This window comes from Pseudomonas viridiflava (assembly GCF_900602065.1).
In the GTDB taxonomy this organism is placed as follows: Bacteria; Pseudomonadota; Gammaproteobacteria; order Pseudomonadales; family Pseudomonadaceae; genus Aquipseudomonas.
On the sequence record NZ_UWFN01000095.1, the window covers coordinates 202,926 to 219,618 of the forward strand.

Below are 16,693 nucleotides of genomic sequence, written 5' to 3' on the forward strand. Positions count from 1 at the left end.
GCTCCTACAAAAATCAAAAACTACCACTTCGAATAAAAACTGATCGGCACTCGCAACGCCTCGCGCTTATCTACCGGCATGCCGCACATTTCGTCATGCACCACCGCGTGCACCAGGTGAAAGGGCACAGGCTCGAAGTCTCTCAGTATTTCACGGGCGTGCTCGACCGAGCGCAGCTTCACAGTCTCGCCCTGCTCGCCCTTGAGCAGTTGCACCGCGCCTTGCGAGCGGGCTTCGAGCAGGTAGATTCCGCCCTCAATGGAGATCAGGTTCAACTCGTCGATACGGCCGGCAGTCATATGCGCTGCCAATTCGTCTTCAGTCATCTGCAAATCCCTCGTCGAGCACAGCTCACATTAAAAAGACTGTCGCTGTGAAAGGTAACGGATTTCAGCCAGCGGAAACGACGCCGCCCGTCCATTCTTCAATGGACGGGCGGCGATGTGAAGCATTGAGTGGAGCAAGTATCAGTGCTTGGTGACCTTGTCCAGGTACCCCATGGCAAATGCCGAAACAACAAAAGTCATGTGAATGATCACGTACCACATCAGGTATTGCGGCTCGATGTTCTTCGCGTCCATGAACACCCGCAACAAGTGAATCGAGGAGATCGCCACAATGGAGGCAGCCACTTTCATCTTCAACGATGAAGAATCCATGGTGCCCAGCCAGTTGAGCTTTTCTTTGCCCTCATCGATATCCAGCTGCGAAACGAAGTTTTCATAGCCGGAGATCATCACCATCACCAACAGGCCACCTACCAGCGCCATGTCGATCAGGGACAGCAGAACGAGAATCAGATCAGCCTCGGCCAACGCAAAAACGTTGGGCAGGACGTGAAAGATTTCCTGAAAGAACTTCAGCACCAGAGCCAGCAACCCCAGGGACAGACCGAAATACAACGGGGCCAGCAGCCAGCGCGAGGCGTACATGGCATTTTCGACAAAACGTTCCATTTGAACTCACAGATGCTTGGAGATGGCGGCGAGTATACCAGCCACCCGGCGATTCGCAGAATGTGACCTAAAGCCACGCAGGGCAGGTTTTATAGCTGAAATCGACGTAACCACTGCTGCCTTTCACGTCCATCATGTGAATCGCAAGGTAACGTCGTCATACCGGGAGAAGCGGCTAGCTAGAAGGGCGAAGAACGTTGGAGCCTGGAGGCATCGCCGTTGATTCGGCGTAATTCGCTCTGCAGGTGCAGACTCCAGATAGGGATGTCGTCAGTTTCTTCGTAACCACTCGAAGTCAGGCTCTCGGCAATCGCCAACATGACAGACTCGGCAGCCGGAGCACCTGGAAATGGGCCCTGCGTCTTGATTGCAGACGGTTGTTCCCCAGTCATTCCAGCGGCAAACAGCAACGTCCACATGCCATTGTCACCAGAAAGGGGGCGTATCACACACTCTATTCGGGTCATGAGACCCAGGCATTGGCGGGTAAGGCAGAGGCTACGCGACATGGCGAGCTCCTCGTTGGCTACGGTATTCGCCGCACTGAAAAGTGCTGTAAGGCGCGTCAGTCCCTTTGACAACCGTGGTACCGAAACAGAATAGAAGAAAACCCGGATTGGGAAAGATTCGGGGATGAACGGCGTATCGGTAGCAATCGAAGTCTGTAGGAGCTGCCGAAGGCTGCGAAGCGATGTTCCTTTCACTCCGTGGTTCGCAGCCTTCGGCAGCTCCTACAGCAATCGTGCTGAATTGAGGGCCTGTGGGAGCGGATTTATCCGCGAAGGGGCCGGCACCGTCAACATCATCGTCGGCTGACATACCGTATTCGCGAATGAATTCGCTCCCACAGAAGGCGTCGCCACTTGCGTGGTTAAGCCTTCAGTTCTGGTGCCAGTTGCGCAGGCTCCTTCTCCAGTTCTTCCTTGAGGTCTTCATCGCTAAGCATCTCGGCGATGTCGCGCAGACGTTCGACGACGCGGGCGTTGACGCTGCCTTCGGGGAATTCGCCATTCTCGTCCGGCTCACCGGCAGGTTCGCCCACCAGCAAACTCAAGGCTTCGTCAGCCTGACGCACTGCATAAACGTGGAACTGACCGGCACGTACGGCCTGCAGAACCCGCTCATCAAGCATCAGCGTCGAGACGTTGGCTTGCGGAATGATTGCGCCCTGCTCCCCCGTCAACCCACGCGCCTCACAGAGTCGGAAGAAACCTTCGATCTTCTCGTTAACCCCACCCACAGCCTGCACTTCACCGAACTGGTTGATCGAACCGGTGATCGCAAAGCATTGCTTGAGCGGCGTTTTCGACAACGCCGAAATCAGCGTGCAGGCCTCGCCCAGCGACGCGCTGTCGCCATCCACATAACCATAGGATTGCTCCAGGGCGATGCTCGCGGAAATCGCCAGCGGGAACTCCTGCGCGTATCGGCTACCCAGATAGCCAGTGAGGATCATTACGCCCTTGGAGTGAATCGGCTGACCGAGATTCACCTCGCGCTCGATATCGACGATCCCACTGCCACCCGGATACACCGTGGCAGAAATGCGTGCAGGTACACCAAACGCCGAATCGCCAACTTCCAGCACCGTCAGCCCGTTGCACTTGCCAACTGCCGCCCCATCGGTATCGATCAGGATGACGCCCGCCATCATGTCGTCGAGGATTCGTGCAGACACACGGCCCGTGCGTGCAGCCTTGGCCTTGAGCGCCCGTTCGATGTGGCCCGCGTCGGTCTGCTCCTCATTGGCCAGTTGGCGGATGAAATCCGCTTCACTGACCAACTGGAACAAATCACCGATGCGTGCCGAAAGACGCCCCTGATGCTCTGCCAATCGTGCGCTGTAGGTCGCGAGCCGCGCGACTGCATCGGCTGTCAGCGGGGCCATGCCCTCTTCCGAAGTACGGGTTTTCAACAACTGGGCGAACTGCTCCAGTGTCTCGTCGTACATCGGGATGTCTTCGTCGAAATCCACCAGCACCCGAAACATCTCCTGGAAGTCAGGATCCAGGTCTTGCAGGGTGTAATACAGCGAACGCGCACCGATGATGATCACTTTGACCTGCAACGGAATGACCTGCGGCGTCAGACTGACCGTGGCCAGCCGCCCCATCTCACCCAGCGGCGATTCCATTTTCAGCTTGCGCGACTGCAGGGCGCGCTTGAGGGCGTCCCAGACAAACGGCTCGCTGAGCATTTTTTCTGCTTCGAGAATCAGGAAACCGCCGTTGGCGCGATGCAACGCACCCGGCCGCAACTGTCGGTAAGTGGTGTACAGCGCCCCCTGATCAGTGCTGTATTCAATACGGCCAAACAGGTTGTCGTAAGTCGGGTGCGGCTCGAACACAACCGGTGCCCCGCCGCTGGCCGAGTGACCGACTACAAGGCTCGGGCTGTATTGCTCTTCAAGCAGCTTGCGCGCCTGCGCATCGGTTTTACTGTCATCGACCAACTGTTCGACCACGGTTTTGAGCAGGTAAACCTGCATCGCCTGCAAATAAGCGCAGACAGCCGCGTTTTCTGCGTACTGCTCAGACAGCGGCGCCAGCAGCGGCTGTAAAGCCAGGGTGATGGTTTCTTCGTTCAACTGACGCAATTGATTACTGGACTCACGCTTCCACTGCGGCAAGCTGGCGAGCTCTTCATTGAGCCGCTCCTCAAGCCCCGAAATATCTTCGTGGAAGCGCTCGCGATCATTCTCGGGCAGTTGCGAGAACTCTGCTTCGTCCAGCGCCTTGCCGTCGAGCATCGGGGTGAACGCGATATTGGTGCTGTCGCGGTACAGAGCGATGTCTTTTTCCAGCGCCAGACGTTCGATAACGTCCAGCGCCTTGTCATAGCGCTGATTGAAAGCGCGGTCGATGGCACTTTTTTTCTGCTGGTAGGACGGATGCTCGAAAACAGCCGGGAACGTTGCCAGCAAATTATCGATCAACCCACCGATGTCGGTGATGAACTGGTGAGCGCTGCCCGGCGGCAACTCCAGCGCACGAGGCTCACGGGGTTCGTCGAAGTGATTGACGTAGACCCAGTCACACGGGGTCTGCATGCGTTTGCCTTCGGCTTTCAGGTAGCGTTTCACGAACGAGAAACGCCCGGTGCCGGGCTCGCCCATGACAAATACGTTGTAACCAGGGCGAGGCATCGCCACACCAAACTGCAGGGCTTCTACTGCTCGTTCCTGGCCGAGCACACCGCGGAAGGGCTCCAGATCATTGGTCGTCGAAAAGCTGAACTGTTCAGCAGAAAAAGGACGCGTCAGCGCTTCAGGCGCAAGACGCAGGCTGGCAGCAACAGTATCGGGCATCGGGCATCCTTACATCAGGCGGGGCAGATGGCGGCATTCTGGCGCTCGCCGGACGTGACTTGCAAGACAGGAAAAAACTCAAGTCGTCACAACCCGCGCGGTACGCTGGCCAGAGCGTTATATCAGGCACTATTTTTGATGAACATTTTGTAATAAAGGGCGGAACCCTTGGATAGCGCCTAAGCTCCAAGCTTGGCGTACCAGAAATTAAACACTGGCCGCCTTGGCGCAACTGAAGCCATGAACCCTGACCCTTGGTTGAATATAAAGAGAATAAAGCTATGAAACGGATTCTTCTTGGTAGTCTCTTCGCAGCTGTTTCCATCAACGCTATGGCCCAGGCTCCAGGCGGCCCGGATTGCGGCTGGGGCAACATGCTGTTTGAAGGTCAGCGCGGTACTCCCGCTCATTTCCTCGCATCGACCACTAACGGCACCTCGGGTAACGCCACTTTCGGCATGACCTCGGGCACCAACGGCTGCTCCACTAACAGCGCACTGACGTACGGTGGTAAATCCTGGATTGCCATGAACGGCATGATGGATGAGCTTTCCAAGGACATGGCCATGGGTCAAGGCGAAGCACTGACCACTTACGCGGTTGTGCTGGGCGTTGCACCGGAAGACCGTGCGCATTTCGCCGCTGTCACCCACGAGCACTTCAATCAGATTTTCAGCAAGGCAGACGCCACCGCTGAAGACGTTCACACCAACACCCTCGACGTACTGAAAAACGATCCGACCCTGGCCAAGTACGCTACCCAGGCATAAGCTCGTTGCGCCCGCCCCTCCATTCGGAGGGCGGGCTTTTTGTTGCGTTCACGCGCTAGACTGCCTGACTGCCCGATCCCCTGAAATAGTTGCTTTCTATGCTCAAACGCCTTGTGTATCTGGCGCTCTGCGTCTGCACCCCGCTGTCCGCCGCACAACATGCGAGCGATGAACGTTTGCAGCAACTGGCTAATGAGCCGTTCTGGATTTCATTAGGGCATTACGAAACCGCCAAGCTGGGTGGATGGCGCAGCTATGTCGACGACCCAAAATTCTTTCTCTCGGCCAACGGTGAACACGACCCGAAAGCGGAGTTGAGCGCTACCCTCGACGCTATTTATGCTCCGGCAAGCGCGGGTGAAAAACATGCGCAGTGTGTTTACCCTGCTCGTACCCGATGGCTAAAGGATCAGTTGAAGCTGACTGACTTGCCTACGGTGGAATGCAAAGAGTTCACTCAATGGTTCAAGGACGTCGCCCCGGATAGCGCAGTGATGATCTTCCCCGCGGCCTACCTGAACAGCCCCTCGTCCATGTTCGGCCATACGCTGCTGCGCATCGATCAGGCTGATGTCAAAACCAACAACACCGCCCTGCTCAGCTATGCGATCAACTTCGGTGCTTACATCGAAGGCATGGACAACAGCATTCTGTACGCCTGGAAGGGCTTGGCTGGTGGCTACCCCGGCCTGTTCGCGCTAGTGCCCTACCAGGAAAAGCTGTCTGAATATCGCAGCCTGGAAAACCGCGACCTGTGGGAATACCACCTGAACCTGACGCCCGAAGAAACCGGGCGAATGGTCGAGCACGTCTGGGAATTGAAACAGATCCGCTTCGGCTATTTCTTCTTCGACGAGAACTGCTCCTATCGCTTGCTGGAGCTGTTGCAGGTTGCTCGCCCCGGCTTGAAGCTGACCGAGCAATTCCCGTTGACGGCCATCCCGACCGACACCGTCAAAGCCGTCAAGGCGGCGGGCCTGGTCGACAAGATCGACTATCGCCCGTCTCGTGAACGCGAACTGCTGGAGCGCGCCAAGCCGCTGGACAGCACCGAGCAGCAATGGGTGCTGAAGGTCAGCGCCGATCAGAAGCAACTGCAAAGCCCTGACTATCTGGCCCTGCCCAAAGAGCGCCGTGCACTGATTCAAGATGCCGCGTATCGCCTCGAACGCTACCGCGCCAATGGTCAGGAGCGGGATGCCGGACGCGCTCAGCGTAGTTTCGAACTGCTGCGGGCGATCAACCAGAACCCGCCGCCAGCACTGGATATCGAGCGCCCAGGGCTACCGGAAGACGGCCACGAATCCCGAACCTGGCAAGCTGGCGTCGGCACCCGTGATGACAAGGCCTTCGCCGAGTACGGCCTGCGCATGGCGTATCACGACCTCAACGACAATGCCTATGGCTTCCCGTTGGGCGCGCAGATCGAAATCCTGCAACTCAAGCTGCGTCAGTACGAAGGCAATCACTGGCAACTACAGCAACTGGATCTGGCGACTATCCGCTCGCTGACCCCGCGCAATGCATTGCTCAAGCCCTGGTCGTGGCAAGTCACTGGCGGTCTGGAGCGAGTGCTGGGTAAACATGGCGATGAGACGCTGGTGTCCCACGTGAATGGCGGCGCGGGCGGTACCTGGCAGTTGGGCGAAGATGTTCTGGGTTTTGCATTGGGCACCGTGCGGGTTGAGCACAACAACGACTTCGCCGAGTTCATCTCACCCGCGGCTGGCTTCAATAGCGGTATTTTGTGGCGTAACCCGGTTGGCAACCTGAGCCTGGAGACCAAGGGCGACTACTTTACCAACGGCGAAGTACGCCGCAGCATCAGCCTGAATCAGCAATGGGAACTGTCACGCAACCTCGGCCTGCGCCTAAGCGCCCAGCGGGAATTCAGCCAACTGAGCTCACCGCAAAATGAAGTGATGCTTGAGGTGAAGTGGTATCACTATTGATTGATAGGCGGTGCTGTTCCCTGTAGGAGCTGCCGAAGGCTGCGAAAGCATTCATCCTGACACGCCCCCATCGCAGCCTTCGGCAGCTCCTACAGGGAATAGCATCTGCGCAAGAATCAACGAAACTTATCCCCCGCGCCCATGGCCCAACCTTCATTAGAGGAGAAAAGCCATGAGCCGCGCCTTCGTCAATGAAGACAATGCCGCTGCGGATGCCGACCAGCCGGTCGAGCGCCTGATCAGCGAGCAACCCAATTACGTCACCGCCAGCGGTCTGGAGCATTTGCAGCGCCGCGTTGCCGAACTCCAGGCCCACCACAGCGAGATTGCCGCGCTGGATCAAGACAACGACAAACAGCATCTGGCTGACCTTGAACGTGACCTGCGCTACTTCAACCAGCGCCTGCAAAGTGCGCAGGTGGTCACCCCCGCCATCTCGACGGACAAGGTGCAGATTGGCAGTTGGGTAACCTACGCCGATGAAGACGGCACCGAGCATCGCGTGCAACTGGTGGGCGAGGATCAGGCGGATGCAACCGCCGGGTTGATCAACTGGGCCTCGCCGCTGGGCCGCGCGCTGATCGGTGCGCAATTGGGTGATGAAGTGCTGTGGAAGCGCCCGGCCGGCGATCAGGATATCGAGATTGTATTGATCGAGCCGGATGTGTAAGCCATGCCAACCGGTAGCAGCGAACTTGTTCGCTCCTACCGGGGGCAAAAAAAAGGAGCCCGAGGGCTCCTTTCTTGTACCACCTGAATAAATCAGGCCAGTTTCTTGTGGCGTACCCGGTGTGGCTGGGCTGCCGCGTCGCCGAGGCGTTTTTTACGGTCGGCTTCGTATTCGGTGTAGTTGCCTTCGAAGAACACTGCCTGTGAATCATCTTCATAGGCCAGGATGTGAGTCGCAACCCGGTCAAGGAACCACCGATCGTGAGAGATCACAATGGCGGCGCCAGGGAAGTCCAGCAGTGCTTCTTCCAGCGAACGCAGGGTTTCCACGTCGAGGTCGTTGGAAGGTTCGTCGAGCAGCAAGACGTTGCCGCCCTCTTTCAGGGTCAACGCCAGGTGCAAACGACCGCGCTCACCACCGGAGAGGTCCTTGACGAACTTTTGCTGATCGCCGCCCTTGAAGTTGAAGCGCCCCACATAAGTGCGTGACGGAATTTCGTAGTTGCCGATGCGGATCTGATCAGAACCGTCAGAAATCTGCTGGAACACAGTCTTGCTGCCATCCAGATCGTCACGGCTCTGATCAACGCAGGCCAGTTGCACGGTCTCACCGATCTCGATGCTGCCCGAGTCCGGTTGCTCCTTGCCCATCAGCATGCGGAACAGGGTCGACTTACCGGCACCGTTACCACCGATCACGCCGACAATCGCGCCTTTAGGCATTGCGAACGACAGGTTGTCGATCAACACGCGATCGCCGTAACCCTTGCTGACGTTCTTGAACTCGATGACCTTGTCGCCCAGCCGTGGACCGGCCGGGATGTAGATCTCGTTGGTTTCGCTGCGCTTCTGGAATTCCTGCGACTGCATTTCTTCAAAGCGTTGCAGACGAGCCTTGGACTTGGACTGACGCGCCTTGGCACCTTTGCGAACCCATTCCAGCTCTTCTTTCATGGCCTTTTCATGGGCCGACTGCTGCTTGGATTCCTGGGCCAGACGATCGGACTTGGCTTCCAGCCAGCCCGAATAGTTGCCTTCATAAGGAATGCCAGCGCCGCGGTCGAGTTCCAGAATCCAGCCAGCGACGTTATCCAGGAAGTACCGGTCGTGCGTAATCGCAACCACGGTGCCCGGGAAGTCGTGCAGGAAGTGTTCAAGCCAGGCAACCGAGTCGGCGTCCAGGTGGTTGGTCGGTTCGTCGAGCAGCAGCATGTCCGGAGCGGACAGCAGCAGACGGCACAGGGCGACACGACGTTTCTCACCACCGGAAAGCACTTCAACCTTGGCATCCCACGCTGGCAGACGCAGCGCATCAGCCGCAACTTCCAGCTGACGGTCCAGATTGTGGCCATCAGCGGCTTGCAGGATAGCCTCAAGCTTGGCCTGTTCGGCAGCCAGCTTGTCGAAGTCAGCGTCCGGATCTGCGTACTCTGCATAGACCTCGTCAAGGCGCGCCTGAGCATTCTTGATCACGCTAACCGCTTCCTCGACCACTTCACGCACGGTCTTGGTCGGATCAAGTTGCGGCTCTTGAGGCAGATAACCAATGTTCAGTTCAGGCATCGGACGTGCTTCACCGTCGAACTCGGTGTCGACACCCGCCATGATTTTCAGCAGCGTGGATTTACCCGAACCGTTGAGGCCGAGGACGCCGATCTTGGCTCCCGGGAAAAACGACAGGGAAATATTCTTGAGAATTTCCCGCTTCGGCGGCACAACTTTGCTCAGCCGATGCATGGTGAAGACGTATTGGGCCATGGGATGAAAACCTGGGTTTATGACTGTTGAATAAAAGACGCGAGCTTAAAGCTCCGACGTAAAAAGCTTTTATTTGTCGACGGCACTTGCCGTTGGACGGTTCCACGCCTTGAATTATCTACATCGCGGGATGTGAGCGCCGTGGAACTGGATCAAAGTTTGCAAGCAGTGGAGTCACTCATGCAGAAGTCGGCAGAGGCTGCGCGTCGGGCAAAGCTACCCGAATGCGGGCTTGAGGGCAAACCGTCTGAACCCACAGGACTGGCACTTAGCCACAACTCAGGGCATGCTAGCCGCCCTTTGGGCGTGCAGCTTATAGTGCGCCCGGCGCTCACCACAGCGCAGCCCGGACGCAATCATTACCAACAGCCTGTTCAGTTCAGTAGTCAGGATCAACGTTGCCTACATCAACCCACTCATCGCCCTCGAACTTGACCAGGAGCTCAACGGCCATGCCTTTGCGCGGGTCATTGAAAGGTGTTCTGGCAGCACTGGTTCTGTTGATGCTCGCGTTGATCATCTGGCAGCTGATCGATCAGTTTCAACAGACTCAGGAGCGTCAACGCCAGCGTAGCCTCGATTACAGCGCGCAACTGGCTGACCGCTTGAGCCTGAACATGGAGCTTAGCGCTCAGGTGGCGCTCAATCTCCTGAGCCGCAAAAACCAGCAAGAACCGCAGAATCCTGAGCAGGAACTGCAACTGCTGAACAATTTGCGTCAGTCTCTGCCGTCTCTGCGCAGCATGGCGTGGCTGAACGCGCTTGGGAAGGTCACTACCGACACCCTGGACACCACCACCGATGCTCTGTTTCTTAAACAGACGCTGCAACAAGCCATGGGCCGTCCGTACTACTACGACAATAGCGATGATGGCTCGCAGGTCTATCTGCTGATCCGCTATCCCGGTGAAAACAACCCGAACTACTGGGCTTTGCGCCTGGCTCCCGACGTCCTGAAACCTCTGACACGCCAGACGCATCAGGGCTTCCAGCCTCTTTGGCGGCTGGAAAACCGCTCTACTGATCGGCTGCTGTTTCGCGACACTACCATTCAGAACGAACCGATAGTCAGCACCGTGGGCGAAATCGAGAGTGTGCTGCTTCAGCCGCTGACCAACAGTAACTGGCAGCTACGCGGCCTGTTTGACGTCACCAAAGCGCGGGAACAACTGCTGGGGCCATTGATCGGTAAATGTGTGGTCGGCCTGTTCTGCTCGATCCTGCCGCTGCTCGCGCTGTTTAGCCTGCGTCGCCGTCAGCGCCAGCTGCACGAAAGCCGACGGCGTTACCAGGACATCTTCGAAGGTGCCGGAGTCGCCATCTGTGTACTGGACATGTCTGATCTACCGGACTACCTCGAAACGCTGCAAATCGATAACAGCGAAGGTCTGAATGAGTTGCTCAAGGCGCAACCCGGACAGTTGAATGCACTATTACGCAAAATTCGCATCACTGAAGTGAATCAGGTCGCACTGAGCCTGCTCAATGTGCAATCCAATGAGCAGGCGTGGCAGCACCTGATCGAAGGCTGCCAACGCAGTCGGCAAGGGATTGGCGAACAGTTGATCCACGCGGTGCTTTCCCGAAAAAGCCAGCTGGAGATCGAAATCCGCCTGACTCGGGACCGGGGCGAAGATCAGCACCTGTGGCTGGTACTGCGGTTGCCTGAAGAACTCGAAGACTTCAATGCGGTGATTCTGAGTATTGGCGACATCACCAGCCGCAAACGGGTTGAGCTGTCGCAGCAGGAGCGAGAAGGATTCTGGTCGAACGTGGTGCGCACCGTCCCCGATCACCTGTATGTGCAGGATGTATTGAGCCAGCGGATGATCTACAGCAACCACAATCTGGGCCAGACACTGGGCTACAGCAGAACTGAACTGCTGCGCATGGGGGAGTTTTTCTGGGAGATGCTCTTGCACCCCGAAGACGCTGAAAGCTATCAGGACATGCGCCTGCGCCAGCGTCACCGTGGTCACAGTGAGCTGCTGCACTGCCAGCTTCGTTTCCGGGCTCGCGACGATAAATGGCGACGTTTTGATATTCGCGAACAGGCGCTGTCCCGGGATCTCGACGATCAGGTCACGCGCATCATCGGTGTTGCCAAAGACATCACCGAACAGCTGGAAGCCAGTGAATCCCTGCGGGACAGCGAACAGCGCTATCGCATGCTCGCCGAAAGCATCAGCGACGTCATCTTTTCTACTGATAACAAGCTCACCCCCAACTACGTCAGCCCTTCGGTACAGGGCGTACTGGGCTACAGCGCTGAATGGATTCTCACGCACGGCTGGAAATCCACCGTCGCCAACCCGCAGCAGCTCGCAGGCGTTTACGCGCTCATGGAGCGCATCCGCAAAGTGCTGAAAAAGCCGGAAGCATTGGCGGCTTTGCGCGACGAGATCCCTACTCAGCTGTTCCTGTTCGACTGCCTGCGCGCCGACGGACGAAAAATCCCTATTGAATTGCGATTGGTGCTGGTCTGGGACGATCAGGGCGCGTTCGAAGGCATCCTCGGTGTCGGCCGCGATATCAGCCAGCAACGCAGGGCGGAAAAAGATCTGCGCATGGCCGCTACCGTATTCGAACACTCGACTTCGGCCATCCTGATTACCGATCCAGCTGGCTATATCGTGCAAACCAACGAAGCGTTCAGCAGGGTCAGTGGCTACGAAGCAGCACAAGTACTGGACCAGTTGCCGACACTGCTTACGGTCGACAACCAACAGGAAGCGCACCTGCGCTACATCGTCAAACAGCTGCACCAACGCGGCAGCTGGGAAGGCGAAGTGTGGCTCAAACGGCGCAACGAAGAGCATTACCCGGCATGGGTGGGCATCACAGCGGTACTGGATGACGAAGGTGATCTGGCCAGTTATGTGTGCTTCTTCACCGATATCAGTGAACGCAAAGCCAGTGAGCAACGCATCCATCGCCTGGCTTACTACGACGCCCTGACCCACCTGCCGAACCGCTCGCTGTTCCAGGATCGCCTGCACTCGGCACTGCAACACGCCGAGCGACAAAATGCCTGGGTGGTATTGATGTTCCTCGACCTGGACCGCTTCAAGCCGATCAACGACTCGCTGGGCCATGCGGCGGGTGACCGGATGCTCCAGGAAATGGCCACGCGCCTGCTGGCGTGCGTCGCCGATGACGACACGGTCGCCCGCATGGGTGGCGACGAATTCACGTTGCTGTTGCAACCCAGCCCGACCCGCGAAATCGCCCTGAACCGCGCCATCCATGTTGCAGAGCAGATTCTGACCAGCCTGGTAACACCGTTCGTTCTTGAAGGCCGGGAGTTCTTCGTCACCGCCAGTATCGGCATCGCGCTCAGCCCGCAGGACGGCAACGAACTGAGCCAACTGATGAAGAACGCCGACACTGCGATGTATCACGCCAAGGAGAACGGAAAAAACAACTTCCAGTTCTATCAAGCCGACATGAACGCCACCGCTCTTGAGCGTCTGGAGCTGGAAAGCGACCTGCGCCATGCCCTGGAGCAGAAGGAATTCACCCTCTTCTATCAACCGCAGTTCAGCGGCGACGGCAAACGCCTGACCGGTGCCGAAGCACTTTTGCGCTGGCGTCATCCACGGCGCGGGCTGGTTTCGCCAAGCGAATTCATTCCCGTGCTGGAAGAGCTCGGGCTGGTGGTGGAAGTCGGCGACTGGGTACTCACGGAAGCCTGTCGACAGCTCAAGGCCTGGCACCAGGCCAAGGTCCGCGTGCCCAAGGTTTCGGTCAACATCTCTGCACGCCAGTTCGCCGACGGCCAGCTAGGCAACCGGATTGCCAATATCCTTCAGGAAACAGGCCTTTCCCCCGCCTGTCTTGAGCTGGAACTGACCGAAAGTATCCTGATGCGCGAAGTGGGCGTAGCGATGCATATTCTCGACGGTCTCAAGCGTCTGGGTCTGAGCATCGCGGTGGACGACTTCGGCACCGGCTACTCGTCGCTGAACTACCTCAAGCAGTTCCCTATCGACATCCTCAAGATCGACCGGACGTTTGTCGACGGCCTGCCCTCCGGCGAACAGGACGCGCAGATCGCCCGCGCCATCATCGCCATGGCCCACAGCCTGAACCTCGCGGTAATCGCCGAGGGCGTCGAAACTCACGAGCAGCTTGAGTTCTTGCGCGAGCATGGCTGTGACGAAGTGCAAGGCTACCTCTTCGGCCGCCCGATGCCACCAAGCCGCTTCGAGGCGCAGTACAGTGACAACGCGCTGTTCATGTTCGATTAGTTCGCGCTTGGTAAACCCCGTGGAAAATTCCATGTTGGCGCTCAAGGCCTCTGGAGCCATATCAAAGCTTTGACTGAACGCTCCCACAGGGGGTTGCCTGCGACCGAACAGTCCACGTGAAAACCACTTGTCCAGCACATGACTGCCTTTCATATGCCAGATAAAAGCCAATGGGGTAGAATGCCCCCCTTTTCTGCCCCGATCCTTGAGGACCGCCATGTTCAGCCGTGATTTGACTCTCGCCAAGTACGACTCCGATCTCTTCGCCGCGATGGAGCAAGAAGCCCAGCGCCAGGAAGAGCACATCGAGCTGATCGCTTCGGAAAACTACACCAGCCCAGCGGTGATGGAAGCTCAGGGTTCGGTCCTGACCAACAAGTACGCTGAAGGCTACCCAGGCAAGCGTTACTACGGCGGCTGCGAATACGTCGACGTGGTTGAGCAACTGGCTATCGACCGCGCCAAAGAACTGTTCGGCGCAGATTACGCCAACGTTCAGCCACACGCTGGTTCGCAAGCCAACAGCGCCGTTTATCTGGCTCTGCTGCAAGGCGGCGACACCATTCTGGGCATGAGCCTGGCCCACGGTGGTCACCTGACCCACGGCGCCAGCGTCAGCTCTTCGGGCAAGCTGTACAACGCCGTTCAATACGGCATCGACGCCAACGGCATGATCGACTACGACGAAGTCGAGCGTCTGGCTGTTGAGCACAAGCCAAAAATGATCGTGGCCGGTTTCTCTGCCTACTCGCAGATCCTCGACTTCCCGCGCTTCCGCGCCATCGCCGACAAAGTTGGCGCTTACCTGTTCGTCGACATGGCCCACGTAGCCGGTCTGGTAGCCGCTGGCGTTTACCCGAACCCGGTGCCTTTCGCTGACGTCGTGACCACCACCACGCACAAGACCCTGCGCGGTCCACGTGGCGGCCTGATCCTGGCTCGCGCCAACGCCGACATCGAGAAGAAGCTGAACTCTGCTGTTTTCCCGGGCGCCCAAGGCGGCCCACTGGAGCACGTAATCGCCGCCAAGGCCGTGTGCTTCAAGGAAGCGCTGCAGCCTGAGTTCAAGGCTTACCAGCAACAAGTCGTGAAAAACGCCAAGGCCATGGCCAGCGTGTTCATCGAGCGCGGTTTCGACGTGGTTTCCGGCGGTACTGAAAACCACCTGTTCCTGCTCTCGCTGATCAAGCAGGACATCTCCGGTAAAGACGCAGATGCCGCTCTGGGCCGCGCCTTCATCACCGTCAACAAGAACTCCGTACCTAACGACCCACGCTCCCCGTTCGTCACTTCCGGCCTGCGCTTCGGCACACCGGCAGTCACCACTCGCGGCTTCAAAGAAGCAGAGTGCAAAGAACTGGCCACCTGGATCTGCGACATCCTGGCTGACCTGAACAACGAAGCCGTGATCGACGCAGTACGTGAAAAAGTAAAAGCTATCTGCGCCAAACTGCCGGTATACAGCGCTTAATCAGCCCTGTTTGCAGCAGTAACATGAAGCCCCGGTTCGTAAGAGCCGGGGCTTTTTGTGGGTTCAGGAAATATAGGCAAACATCGGACCTGTAGGAGCTGCCGAAGGCTGCGATCGCGGTGTATCAGGAGAAATGCTTCGCAGCCTTCGGCAGCTCCTACAGAAAATGCATTTCAATTCAATAAATCGTATTTTGTTCGATAGAAGGCCGTTCAGCTCGCGACTCTGGCAAACCCCGCCCGGATTTTCTCTTCCGGCAACTCATCGGCAATAAACACGATCACGCTTTCGCGCTTTTCGCCCTCCTCCCATTCGGTATCCCAGTCGAAGCCATAGAGCTTCAGCACGCCCTGAAACACCATCCGCCGCGGCTCGCCAGCGATGTTCAGCACGCCTTTGTAACGCAGCAGTTGTTTGCCATACTCTTCGAGCAGTTCGTTCATGAACTCGCTGAGTTTGTCGATATCCAGCGGTGCGTCCGTACGCAGGACGAGGCTGGAGATACGGTCAATGGAATTGCCCGCCGGGGCCAGTGGTCGCAGGGTCAGGCCTGCGCCCAAGTCTGCGTTCAGGTTGAAACCTCGCACATCCAGCAATTCAGCCAGATCAATCTGGCCATGCTCGACCACCCGGATCGGAGCGCGGCGGTTAATGCGGGTCAATCGGGCGCTGAGGGCATCGAAAGCCGCGTCGTCGACCAGATCACGCTTACTCACCAGTAGCCGGTCAGCAAAACCGATCTGCGCCTGAGCGATGGTCTGCGCCAGATGTGTCTCGGCATTGGCCGCATCTACCAACGTGATGATCCCATCGAGGATATAGCGCTCGCGCAGTTCTTCGTCGATGAAAAACGTCTGCGCAACCGGCGCAGGGTCAGCAAGCCCGGTGCACTCGATCACCAGACGGTCGAAGGCGATTTCACCGCTGTCCAAACGCTCAAGCAGCAGGAACAGGGCTTTGGTCAGATCGGTGTGGATGGTGCAACACACACAGCCATTGGACAGGGTCATGACTTGCACCGGCTCGTCGCCCAGCAATTGGGTGTCGATCCCGGCATCACTGAATTCGTTTTCGATCACGGCGATTTTCAGGCCGTGCTCGGTCTTGAGCAAATGACGCAGCAACGTGGTCTTGCCCGCGCCGAGAAAGCCGCTAAGGACAGTGACGGGAATGGGTTGCGGGGTGGTCATGGGTGCTCCTTTACTGATCAAACAACACAAAACAACTGTGGGAGCGGTGCTTGCCCGCGATACATTCAACTCGGTCTCAGATACCGGTTCGACTGTATCGCGGGCAAGCACCGCTCCCACAAGTTAACTTCTACTGCGGACTGTTAATCAACCGATCAACAGCACTTGGGCCCACCCTTGCCGCCGTAACGGGCTTCCTGGCGTTCCCGGAAGAACGCCTCATAATCCATCACCGGCTTGTCAGGGTGTTTGACCTGCATATGCGCGACGTAATTGTCGTAGTCAGGCATCCCCACCATCAAGCGCGCGGCCTGACCGAGGTATTTCCCGAGGCGACTCAGGTCGTTGAACATAGGCAGATCCTCTCGTT

12 protein-coding genes are annotated in these 16,693 nt (G+C 57.6%); 5 read left to right on the forward strand and 7 right to left on the reverse strand.

Annotated features, from left to right (window positions below; translation table 11 throughout):
* Positions 1 to 20 precede the first annotated feature (20 nt).
* From EE949_RS03610 to EE949_RS03625, 4 genes are all read right to left on the reverse strand, one after another.
* Positions 21 to 326, reverse strand: coding sequence for a DUF6482 family protein (locus EE949_RS03610; protein ID WP_122662955.1), 306 nt, complete (start codon positions 324 to 326; stop codon positions 21 to 23).
* A gap of 141 nt (positions 327 to 467) precedes the next feature.
* Complete coding sequence (locus EE949_RS03615; protein ID WP_027901846.1) at positions 468 to 956, reverse strand: TIGR00645 family protein; 489 nt, start codon at positions 954 to 956, stop codon at positions 468 to 470.
* A gap of 179 nt (positions 957 to 1,135) precedes the next feature.
* Entirely contained in the window at positions 1,136 to 1,465 is a 330-nt protein-coding gene (locus tag EE949_RS03620) for a hypothetical protein (RefSeq protein WP_122662957.1), read from the reverse strand.
* A 362-nt stretch (positions 1,466 to 1,827) separates the two neighbouring features.
* A complete protein-coding gene (locus EE949_RS03625; protein WP_122662959.1) occupies positions 1,828 to 4,263 on the reverse strand; it encodes a Lon protease family protein in 2,436 nt (811 codons plus the stop codon).
* 281 nt (positions 4,264 to 4,544) lie between these two features.
* Here EE949_RS03625 and EE949_RS03630 point away from each other — a divergent pair, with 281 nt between their 5' ends.
* From EE949_RS03630 to EE949_RS03640, 3 genes are all read left to right on the forward strand, one after another.
* The gene (locus tag EE949_RS03630; RefSeq protein ID WP_027901843.1) at positions 4,545 to 5,033 is read left to right on the forward strand and encodes a DUF3015 domain-containing protein; all 489 of its coding nucleotides are present in this window, start codon (positions 4,545 to 4,547) and stop codon (positions 5,031 to 5,033) included.
* 98 nt (positions 5,034 to 5,131) lie between these two features.
* Entirely contained in the window at positions 5,132 to 6,985 is a 1,854-nt protein-coding gene (locus tag EE949_RS03635) for a DUF4105 domain-containing protein (RefSeq protein WP_122662962.1), read from the forward strand.
* Positions 6,986 to 7,157: 172 nt separating this feature from the next.
* Positions 7,158 to 7,655 carry a GreA/GreB family elongation factor gene (locus EE949_RS03640; protein ID WP_122662964.1) on the forward strand — a complete coding sequence of 166 codons (498 nt, stop codon included), beginning with the start codon at positions 7,158 to 7,160 and terminating at the stop codon, positions 7,653 to 7,655.
* A gap of 92 nt (positions 7,656 to 7,747) precedes the next feature.
* Here the strand turns inward: EE949_RS03640 and ettA are convergent, their stop codons facing one another.
* A complete protein-coding gene (ettA, locus tag EE949_RS03645; RefSeq protein ID WP_032627371.1) occupies positions 7,748 to 9,412 on the reverse strand; it encodes an energy-dependent translational throttle protein EttA in 1,665 nt (554 codons plus the stop codon).
* A 452-nt stretch (positions 9,413 to 9,864) separates the two neighbouring features.
* Here ettA and EE949_RS03650 point away from each other — a divergent pair, with 452 nt between their 5' ends.
* Positions 9,865 to 13,662 (forward strand): sensor domain-containing protein, encoded by a 3,798-nt coding sequence (locus tag EE949_RS03650; RefSeq protein ID WP_122662966.1) that lies wholly within the window; start codon positions 9,865 to 9,867, stop codon positions 13,660 to 13,662.
* Between the two features lie 217 nt (positions 13,663 to 13,879).
* Complete coding sequence (glyA, locus tag EE949_RS03655) at positions 13,880 to 15,133, forward strand: serine hydroxymethyltransferase (protein ID WP_122662968.1); 1,254 nt, start codon at positions 13,880 to 13,882, stop codon at positions 15,131 to 15,133.
* Between the two features lie 212 nt (positions 15,134 to 15,345).
* On the opposite strand, the gene yjiA is transcribed toward glyA, so the two are convergent.
* Positions 15,346 to 16,323 (reverse strand): GTPase, encoded by a 978-nt coding sequence (gene yjiA, locus EE949_RS03660; protein WP_122662970.1) that lies wholly within the window; start codon positions 16,321 to 16,323, stop codon positions 15,346 to 15,348.
* A 155-nt stretch (positions 16,324 to 16,478) separates the two neighbouring features.
* On the reverse strand, positions 16,479 to 16,676 hold the full coding sequence (locus EE949_RS03665) for a YbdD/YjiX family protein (RefSeq protein ID WP_032627364.1): 198 nt from the start codon (positions 16,674 to 16,676) through the stop codon (positions 16,479 to 16,481).
* Positions 16,677 to 16,693 lie beyond the last annotated feature (17 nt).